Genomic DNA, 8,307 nt, shown 5'->3' on the forward strand with positions numbered 1-8,307 from the left:
GAAAATCTACCTATCATTTTTGATGAATATCTTCCTAAATGGAATTATAGAGCTATTCCTCAAAATAACTGAAATGCATAAGTTATTTATTTTTCATTCCTTAGCTTGTCATTGCACTAGTAATTGCGATCGCACCACCAATGACCATACTTGTAATTCCTAGCGATCGTAATTTGTAGCTCTTGCGATCGCTGGCATGGGGGGATTCTAGATTAGAGTCTCTAGGTTCTGTTGATTTCATAACTGTTCTCCTGAACTCATTTAGCTGTAGCCACTTAACTCAAAATCCAAGAAGCGAGTGGCGCTTCTCGCCGCCACTCGTCTTCTGGTTTTGTATCCTAACCAAGACTAGCGAGAGCTTATATATCTAGGCTAGTTTAAAAAAATGAACTCAGGATGAAACTCCAGATCAATTACTCTATTCGTCCATAAAACTTAATAACTGGTGTTACGTGGAAGTCTGTAAAGCCCTCACCCCTAGCCCCTCTCCCGCAGAAGAGGGGAACAAGAAAATAATATGGGTTTTGCTCCCCTTCTCCTGCGGGAGAGGGGGTTGGGGGATGAGGGTTCCACGTAACATCAGTTAATAACTGACATTATGATAAAGTTCGTACCATGAAAATTCTAAGTTTAGCGGCGTAGTCTGAAATTCGTTCCAGAGCCAATCACACAATTCCTCAATCTCCTGATCAGAAATTGTCGCAGGTTCGCTTTCTAAATTGAGCTTTGTCAGAGTTTCAACTTTAGATACTTGGGAGAGTAACATATAGCAAAGCAAGTTTTGCTATATTCTCAATTTCGTTCCTTGGTATGTTTGGGATTGTCATGAAAATATTCTCGAACCTTAGCAGCAATCTGAGGATCAGTCATTTTGTCAGTAGTTAAAACATCCACAATGCGATCGCCTAATTTTTTATCTTTTTCTAGACGTTTCCTAAATTCCTGCTTTGCTTCACCTGACCCAAATATTAGGATAGAGTCAGCATCGCGCAGACAATCAATCACAGCATCATAGTAAATATTAAGATGTCCTGGAGCTGCGCTCTGACGATGATCATCTGTAGATGTTTCCAGCTCTTGTTCTACTTCCGATTTAATCTCTTTTATGTCTTCTCCTTTCCCTAACATAGTCACAACCATCGCTTTCTTATGGTCAATCCATAGCCCTACATTTTTAGTCATCAATTCTCTCTTTATCCAAAATTAGATTTCTGTAATTACTATGACTAGCGATCGCTTGATGTTCTGAATGATTTGATTGAATACCATATAAAACTTAACTGAAAGATCTGACACTAACAGCAAATTGAGATCTTTGTATTTGGATTCTAAAAAATTTGAAACACTACCCATTTGATCTTTACAAAATGCAATTTTTAGGGTTATCAATCATGGCTGATCGCTATACAGTCTTTTGATACTTTTTGGAGTACAAGAAAAATTTTGAAAGGCTTGCTTTACAATCATTTCAAAATTTTTCTTGGGTTTTTAGAAAGCACAAAGCGCTATATAGCAATCCTAAATGGTTTGTGGAAGCGCACCCCTTCGGGGTGCGCTTCCACAAACCCCCAAAATCTACAAATGATTTAGGACTGCTATATGTAAAAATCGAGACAAAAGTTAGTTATTTAAACAAATAAAATATTTCCTGAGAATTACATGGAAATCAAGTAATAAAAGTGTTCAAAAGTCTTCAGTTTTTTAACCTCCAGCGAATGCGGTGGTTTGTTTTAGGAATTATCTTATTTAGCTTAACGTTTGGTTCTGTAGCCTTTGCTCAAATGTCTAGCGATCGCGCTGCACAGGACAAAGTTGCTCAGATGCGGAAAACCTTAGCTCCCTATCCTGGCACAACACATCTTCTTCCAGCTACTCTAGAAACTACTCAATGGGGCTGGTTTAATAACGCTCAAACTCCAGTTCTAGAGATTAGTTCAGGTGACACAGTGGTTATGGAAACAATGATGCATTCCCATAATCAAGTTGTTCCTGGTAAATCAATCGAAGAGCTTAAAAAGCTACGTACCGACAATCCTGGTCGCGGGCCCCACACCCTTACAGGACCAATATTTGTCAAAGGCGCAGAACCTGGAGATGTACTGAAGGTCAAAATCCTGAAAATAGAACCTCGTTCCTATGCGGCGAACTTCAATATTCCTGGGATGTTTGGACAGTTTCCCGATAAATTTCCTGAAGGTCAAGTCAAATACTTATATCTGGACATGGACAAAAAGGTAACCACCTTTAGCCCTGGTATTCAAGTACCCATAAGTCCTTTCCCTGGCACATTGGGCGTTGCTCGTGCCGAAGCGGGTCAATATAGCTCGGTTCCTCCAGGTCCTTACGCTGGGAACCTTGATATTAGAGACTTTAAGGCTGGGGCGACTTTATATGTACCAGTTTTTGTCAAAGGAGCTTTGCTCTGGACTGGTGATTCCCACGCAGGACAGGGGAATGGTGAAATCAACCTCACAGCAATGGAATCGGCTTTTAAAGAGATTGTTCTGAATGTGTCTGTGGTTAAAGGACAAAAACTAGACTGGCCAAGAATTGAGACTCCTACGCAAATTATCACGGTTGGTATTGATAAGGATTTGAATAAAGCCCTTGCTAATGCCAAAGTGGAAACTGCAAAGTTTCTCGCTGATCAACGTCAAGTCAGTGTCGCTGATGCAGGGAATTTGATGGCTGAAGTTTCTGATTGTCGAATTTCTCAAGTTGTCAATATCAACAAGGGAATTCACTGCCTCAATCCTAAAAATATCAAGGCAACTAAGAATGTAGAGTATCCTACAGCCGAAACTTCTACTGCATTTGTTACTTCCGTGAAGAATGCCGATCTTAACAAAGCGATGAATGAAGCATCCTATGCCATGATTGAGTTGCTGCAAGACAAAGAAAAAATGACTCGCCTTGATGCCTACGGTTTAGCGAGTATTGCGATGGATTGTCGAATTGGGAAAATGGATGAATCTGAAAAGAGTGTCCATTGTTTGATTCCCAAAAGTCTATGGTTGAGTAAGCGAGCCTAATGAGATATCAACTTTTATTCGGCTTAGTTTTGACGCTCTTGATGTGGTTGGGTAATAGCCCGATCGCTTATGCTCAATCACCTCTAGAGATAGTTACAACTACAGCCGATTTAAAAAGTTTGGTGGAAGTCGTGGGAGGAGAACTGGTTCATGTGACCAGCCTTCTCCCTCCCAATCAAGATCCCCATGCTTTTGAGCCGAAACTGTCCGATCGCCAAGCTATTCAAAAGGCCCAACTTGTCGTCAGAGTTGGCTTAGATCACGATATTTGGTTAGACAATATTTTAAAAGATGTCAAAAATCCAGATTTGCAACGGGGGGGAAATGGATATGTCGATACTTCCGTGGGAATAGCGGTACTGGAAGCAAAGTCTCTTTCCTTAGCTCCTGCGACTGGTCACGATCACGGTGCTGGTAATCCTCACTACTGGCTCGATCCTTTAAATGCCGAATCGATTACAGGCGCAATTGAAGAGGGATTGATTCGGCTTGATACTAGCCATGCCGAAGACTATGCGCTCAATCGCGATCGCTTTATGGTTGAACTCAAAAATCGGGTCAAGATCTGGAGCGATCGCCTAGCACCCTATCGTAGTAACCCAATTGTGGTGTATCACAACAGTTGGCCCTATCTCGCTCGGCGCTTTCGACTGAAAACTATCGGCTACATTGAGCCAAAAACAGGTGTACCACCAAGTCCCACCCATTTATCGGAACTAGTACGCCTAATTAGAGAACAAAAAGTTGCCGTCGTGATCAAGGAACCCTACGAATCAGATAATATTACCCGATATCTCAATCGTACTACTGGGTCGAAAACCTTGACTCTAGCGGCTTCCGTCGGCGCAGTTCCTGAAGCAAAAGATTATTTTTCTTTGTTTGACTACAATGTGGAGCAATTAATAGAAGGATTTAGTAAATAGTTTAGTATGACGTTGATTTTAGAATTTCTGACTATTCCCTTTTTTGTAGCGATCGCATTAGTAGGCATTCACGCTTATTTAGGAATCCATGTTCTTAGCCGCAATATCATTTTTGTGGATTTGGCTTTAGCGCAAATTTCTGCTCTAGGCGCGACTGTCGCCTATATGTTGGGCTATCAACCCCAATCATTATCTGCTTATGCATACTCGCTCACCTTTACGATTATCGGGGCAGCGTTACTTTCATTTACACGCAAATGGACTGGAAGAGTCTCCCAAGAGACTTTTATTGGAATTATCTATGTAGTCTCAGCAGCGACCGCATTTCTTTTAGTGGATCGATCGCCGCAAGGTGCGGAATATATCAAGCAAATTTTGGTGGGCAGCATTCTGACGGCAACAAATGAAGACTTATTTAAAGTTGTCGTTCTCTACAGCGCTATTGGCTTACTCCATTGGCTGTTAAGAAAATACTTCTTCATTGCTTCTTTCCAACCCGAAGAAGCTGAGAAAATTGGAATACGTCTATGGTTTTGGGACTTTCTATTTTATGTGACCTTTGGAGTCGTCGTAACTAGTTCCGTAGCGATCGCAGGTGTACTGCTTGTTTTCTCAATTCTGATCGTTCCCGCCACAATTGGAACTCTTTACAGTACCAAATTACTATCAAAGCTGCTCATTGGTTGGGGAGCAGGGCTGATCGCCAGTAGCTTAGGACTGGGAGCATCCTATGTCTGGGACTTGCCAACGGGCGCAGCTATGGTTTGTGCGTTTGGCTTTACGCTGGCTCTGTCAGCTTTAGTAAGACCTTTTTTTCTAAATCACACTCAAGATTACCAAGCATTATTAAAGCGATCGCTTTCTCTATTAAGTACGGCTTTGATTTCCTTAATATTAGTGTCTGGACTGTGGCTAGTAATAAATCCCCATGCCGATCAGCCACTTCTTGATGGCATAGAAATTTTTCAACCTCAGATCAGAAATTTGTTTTTGAATCAGGAAGAAAAAAATATTCTGACTGATGCAAGCATTAGTTCAGAATATTTGCGATCACAAATGGCAAGTCTTGATCAAAAAGAGCAGGAAAGTCGATGGTTAGGCGAAGGGCTGACCGACGAAGAATTGCGAACCCTTGCTTCTTATACTTTATCTTTTCAAGAAATGGATAAAGGTGAACAGTTTGTCCAAAAAACCATGAGAGATAAAGCCCGCGATCGCCAACGTTGGATCATTGGCATACCCGCGATCGGTCTTGCGATCGCTTATCTACTTTGGCAAATAGCCGCAAAAATTCCGCCATCACTCACCTAGACAAGAATGGCGGCGCGAAGCGCCGCCATTCTTGTCTAGGTGAGTGATTTTGTCCTCATACACTTGGCGACGGTAGCTATACTTCGTCAGTTTTGTGTCAAGTAGGATCGCACCGTATTTCAATCAGAAATCCATCGGGATCATAAAAATAAATACCTCTACCAGTGGGACGAGTAACAGGCTCACCCTCAATTTGAATTTGCTGCGATCGCAATACCACCACTGCTTGCTCAAACAATTCAGGAGCAATATCAAAGGCTAGATGATTAGCACGGGTAAATTGTCGCTGCGGATCGAGATCGGGCGGCGTAAGCTCTGGTTCCCAAAACAAATCGAGAATTGTGCCATCGGGAGTTCTAAAATTTGCTACTTTTCCCGCAGCCACTAAATCAATTAGAGTACTGGGAACCTCTTCACCCATGAGTTGATGCAGTCCCAAAATGTTGCCATAAAAATCACAAGAAACCTGCATATCTCGCACATTCAAAGCAATGTGATGCACTCGCCGCAAAGCTCCATTCGTGATCTTAGCTTGCATACTTGAACTATTGGATGACATAAAATCAGTTCTAGCTAGGTTTACCAATAGTGTAGCTGATGCTATAGCAAAGCAAGTTTCCAATGGCAAGCAGCGATCGCATTATCGCCAACTTCCTGCGATCGCTATCCATTTCATAGGTTTCTAGTCCCACTCCTTATCAATACCAGTAGGAAAACCTAAGTCCAAAATTTGCTCAACAGGATAAGGACAGTCTTTTGGTAAATCTTTAACATCGAGAGAAGTTTCAAGCCTCACTAGATATAAAGCCGCCTCATAACTATCTTTGATGATTTCACTGAGCTTATCTTTGAGACTAGGGCTATCTCTCAATATCCAATGAATTTCTCGACGTTCGCTGTCAATTGTCACTTGCCAAAGTTTACTGCGCTCGTCTGGGAGTAAATGCCACTTTAGCAAATGACCGAGCAAAACATTGAAATGAGTCCTTAGCTCTCTCCTTTCTTGTCTGCCTAAGGATTCAATCTCTTCAGCTAGATTTTTTGAGTCCAGCCCTTCAACTTCACAGGATCGTAACTTTTCCGACTGCTCTACTGTCCAGCGATAAAAATCTGACTCATACAAACTCGTTGCCATACCTTTACCTTAAGCTATCCTCATTTTCCACGCTTATCTATGCAAACATGGAACTAACGACAATGTACCGAGTAAAACCGCGAAGCCATAACACCACCTCTGAGGCTACTTCAAAATTTTAGCCTTAGCGAGTCAATCTCCAGATAAATTTTAATCAATAAAAAAGCGATCGCTGTTTGCGAACAAGCGCTAGCCATAAAAAAGTGACATAACTTGTCATGTCACTCCTCAGATATTGGTTTAAAACTCGTTTAGTTGATTTTGCCTTTGGTTTTTAGCCAGTTGTTTAAGTCAGCGATCGTCTCTAGGTCAAATAAGACCTCGGCTAAATTTTCTAACTGCTTTGCTGATAGTTTGTTGACCTTGCCCCTCAAACTTGGGGTAATTTGACCGAATTTTCGATTAAGCATCCGTAGCAGCATTGTGGCTTGCCCTTTCACTAGACCGCTCTGCTCGCCTAATTTCAAGCCTTTTTGTTCACCTAGTTGTAAGCCTCGCTGCTCACCACGTTGCTCGCCTTCTTCTCTTGCCTCTTGATATACTCGCGTTTGCTTTAAATCGCTGTATGTAAACATTGCTTCAATCTCCTGACGAGTTAACTTGGGAAATTTATATACCAATACTGTCTCTATTAATTCTAGTACCTGCTCTTGGATTTCGGTATCCCTTTCCTGCTCAATTTTTTCACCTAGTTGTCTTGCCTTGATTGCTGCTTGACTTTCACTGGATAAAATTAGCTGAATAATCCCGATCGCAAAAGAGTCTGTCTCTCGCTCTAGCAGGTCTTCTAGGTAAACTCGCTGTATCCTTTGACAGTCGAGCATTTCCTGCACATGGCTTCTTGGCTCTGGCTCATAACTGCGCCTCGCAAAGATAGCGATCGCTTGCCATTCCTGTTGAGGACGATATTGGTTCAGGTATAGATATATTTCTGATAAGTACTCCCAGTAAAAGTCTTCTTTTTGCTGAAATTGTACTTCAAGTAAATATATCGGTTTGTCTTTGGCTTTGGGGCTAAATATGCCATCAAACCGAAAGGCTTTTTCTTTCACTTCTACTGAACTAAATTCATAGCCTTCTGCTTCAGCAATCGGGCGTTCGATTAGCTCAAACAGCAGGGTGTGAAAGGTGTTGAATAGTTGATAGGGCACTGGTCATTGAATTAGTGGCATGAGAAAATAGAAGCAGAGCCAAGGAGAAAGTCATGGAATGCCCCCACTGCCAAAGCCAAAAGATCATCAAAAATGGCAAACATCACCACCAAGATGGCAAAGCTGTCCAGAACTATTTGTGTAAAAGATGTGGCAAGAGATTTAGTGAAAGGACAGGAACGCCAATGTCAAGACTGAGAACACCAGCAAGTGTAGTGTCCCTAGCAATGAAGATGAGGAGTGAAGGGATGGGAATCAGAGCCAGTGGCAGAGTACTAGAAAAATCCCATGTCAGCATCATGAGATGGGAGCAAAAATTGGCAGAGCATTCACAGCAATGGAGTCCATATGCCCCAGCAGCAGATATCACCATCGAAGGCGATGAAGTTTATACTCGCGTAGGCGAGAACCTTTCCCCCCTCGGAGTCAAAAGGCTGGACAGTGACATTCATTGAACGTAAGAGTCGCTATTGGATTGTTGCCATGGCAGGACTCAAAAATACTGAACTATTTGCAAAAGCAACAGAAACAGCATGGCAATGGGCAAAAATGAGTCAATACATCCGATGGTTTACCGATGGCGAAAGACGCTACGCTCAACAACTGTGGCAAAGGGCAAGTGTGTACCTCAAATCCACAGAAGTAAGCCGTGAATATAGCAATCCTAAATGAGTTGTGATAAAAAGCCATAGGTAAAAAGCTTTGGGAAATTAAAGATTTGACGATTAGTAAAAAACTCAAAAAAGAACTTAACT

At 41.9% G+C, this 8,307-nt stretch carries 11 protein-coding genes and 1 pseudogene; 5 read left to right on the forward strand and 7 right to left on the reverse strand.

The genetic code is table 11. The features are described from left to right. Window positions 1-100: 100 nt before the first annotated feature. The 4 genes from H6G05_RS24725 to H6G05_RS24740 form a co-directional block, all read right to left on the reverse strand. The gene (locus tag H6G05_RS24725) at window positions 101-241 is read right to left on the reverse strand and encodes a hypothetical protein (RefSeq protein WP_190582615.1); all 141 of its coding nucleotides are present in this window, start codon (window positions 239-241) and stop codon (window positions 101-103) included. Window positions 242-583: 342 nt separating this feature from the next. After that, window positions 584-766 (reverse strand): hypothetical protein, encoded by a 183-nt coding sequence (locus H6G05_RS24730; protein ID WP_190582617.1) that lies wholly within the window; start codon window positions 764-766, stop codon window positions 584-586. 26 nt (window positions 767-792) lie between these two features. Beyond that, the gene (locus H6G05_RS24735) at window positions 793-1,182 is read right to left on the reverse strand and encodes a hypothetical protein (RefSeq protein WP_190582618.1); all 390 of its coding nucleotides are present in this window, start codon (window positions 1,180-1,182) and stop codon (window positions 793-795) included. Window positions 1,183-1,203: 21 nt separating this feature from the next. Then, window positions 1,204-1,353, reverse strand: coding sequence for a hypothetical protein (locus tag H6G05_RS24740; RefSeq protein ID WP_190582620.1), 150 nt, complete (start codon window positions 1,351-1,353; stop codon window positions 1,204-1,206). 362 nt (window positions 1,354-1,715) lie between these two features. Between H6G05_RS24740 and H6G05_RS24745 the strand changes: the two genes are divergently transcribed. The 3 genes from H6G05_RS24745 to H6G05_RS24755 are packed head-to-tail and all read left to right on the forward strand — an operon-like array spanning window position 1,716 to window position 5,266. Further along, on the forward strand, window positions 1,716-3,032 hold the full coding sequence (locus tag H6G05_RS24745; protein WP_190582622.1) for an acetamidase/formamidase family protein: 1,317 nt from the start codon (window positions 1,716-1,718) through the stop codon (window positions 3,030-3,032). After that, on the forward strand, window positions 3,032-3,955 hold the full coding sequence (locus tag H6G05_RS24750) for a metal ABC transporter substrate-binding protein (RefSeq protein ID WP_190582624.1): 924 nt from the start codon (window positions 3,032-3,034) through the stop codon (window positions 3,953-3,955). Before H6G05_RS24745 ends, H6G05_RS24750 begins: the two co-directional genes overlap by 1 nt. A 6-nt stretch (window positions 3,956-3,961) precedes the next feature. Continuing rightward, window positions 3,962-5,266: a metal ABC transporter permease gene (locus H6G05_RS24755; RefSeq protein WP_190582625.1), complete on the forward strand. Its 1,305-nt coding sequence runs from the start codon at window positions 3,962-3,964 to the stop codon at window positions 5,264-5,266. A 97-nt stretch (window positions 5,267-5,363) separates the two neighbouring features. Here the strand turns inward: H6G05_RS24755 and H6G05_RS24760 are convergent, their stop codons facing one another. Next, entirely contained in the window at window positions 5,364-5,825 is a 462-nt protein-coding gene (locus H6G05_RS24760; RefSeq protein WP_190582627.1) for a VOC family protein, read from the reverse strand. On the opposite strand from H6G05_RS24760, the gene H6G05_RS24765 reads away from it, so the two are divergent. Continuing rightward, window positions 5,815-5,952 carry a hypothetical protein gene (locus H6G05_RS24765; protein WP_190582629.1) on the forward strand — a complete coding sequence of 46 codons (138 nt, stop codon included), beginning with the start codon at window positions 5,815-5,817 and terminating at the stop codon, window positions 5,950-5,952. The two genes, H6G05_RS24760 and H6G05_RS24765, sit on opposite strands and share 11 nt — an antisense overlap. Here H6G05_RS24765 and H6G05_RS24770 read toward each other — a convergent pair. Beyond that, entirely contained in the window at window positions 5,949-6,401 is a 453-nt protein-coding gene (locus H6G05_RS24770) for a DUF29 domain-containing protein (RefSeq protein ID WP_190582631.1), read from the reverse strand. The genes H6G05_RS24765 and H6G05_RS24770 overlap by 4 nt on opposite strands. 251 nt (window positions 6,402-6,652) lie before the next feature. Next, window positions 6,653-7,552 (reverse strand): Rpn family recombination-promoting nuclease/putative transposase, encoded by a 900-nt coding sequence (locus tag H6G05_RS24775; protein WP_190582633.1) that lies wholly within the window; start codon window positions 7,550-7,552, stop codon window positions 6,653-6,655. A gap of 53 nt (window positions 7,553-7,605) precedes the next feature. On the opposite strand from H6G05_RS24775, the pseudogene H6G05_RS25510 reads away from it, so the two are divergent. After that, a pseudogene (locus H6G05_RS25510) lies at window positions 7,606-8,221 on the forward strand (IS1/IS1595 family N-terminal zinc-binding domain-containing protein); the annotation flags it as partial. Between the last annotated feature and the right edge of the window lie 86 nt (window positions 8,222-8,307).

It is taken from the genome of Phormidium tenue FACHB-1050 (assembly GCF_014696925.1).
In the GTDB taxonomy this organism is placed as follows: Bacteria; Cyanobacteriota; Cyanobacteriia; order Pseudanabaenales; family Pseudanabaenaceae; genus Pseudanabaena.

Excerpts from the sequence above, each read along its gene's own strand:
- H6G05_RS24740 (WP_190582620.1), bottom strand. The coding sequence starts at position 1,353 with ATGGGTAGTGTTTCAAATTTTTTAGAATCCAAATACAAAGATCTCAAT.
- H6G05_RS24770 (WP_190582631.1), bottom strand. The coding sequence starts at position 6,401 with ATGGCAACGAGTTTGTATGAGTCAGATTTTTATCGCTGGACAGTAGAG.
- H6G05_RS24735 (WP_190582618.1), bottom strand. The coding sequence starts at position 1,182 with ATGACTAAAAATGTAGGGCTATGGATTGACCATAAGAAAGCGATGGTT.
- H6G05_RS24725 (WP_190582615.1), bottom strand. The coding sequence starts at position 241 with ATGAAATCAACAGAACCTAGAGACTCTAATCTAGAATCCCCCCATGCC.
- H6G05_RS24755 (WP_190582625.1), top strand. The coding sequence starts at position 3,962 with ATGACGTTGATTTTAGAATTTCTGACTATTCCCTTTTTTGTAGCGATC.
- H6G05_RS24745 (WP_190582622.1), top strand. The coding sequence starts at position 1,716 with ATGCGGTGGTTTGTTTTAGGAATTATCTTATTTAGCTTAACGTTTGGT.
- H6G05_RS24760 (WP_190582627.1), bottom strand. The coding sequence starts at position 5,825 with ATGTCATCCAATAGTTCAAGTATGCAAGCTAAGATCACGAATGGAGCT.
- H6G05_RS24730 (WP_190582617.1), bottom strand. The coding sequence starts at position 766 with ATGTTACTCTCCCAAGTATCTAAAGTTGAAACTCTGACAAAGCTCAAT.
- H6G05_RS24750 (WP_190582624.1), top strand. The coding sequence starts at position 3,032 with ATGAGATATCAACTTTTATTCGGCTTAGTTTTGACGCTCTTGATGTGG.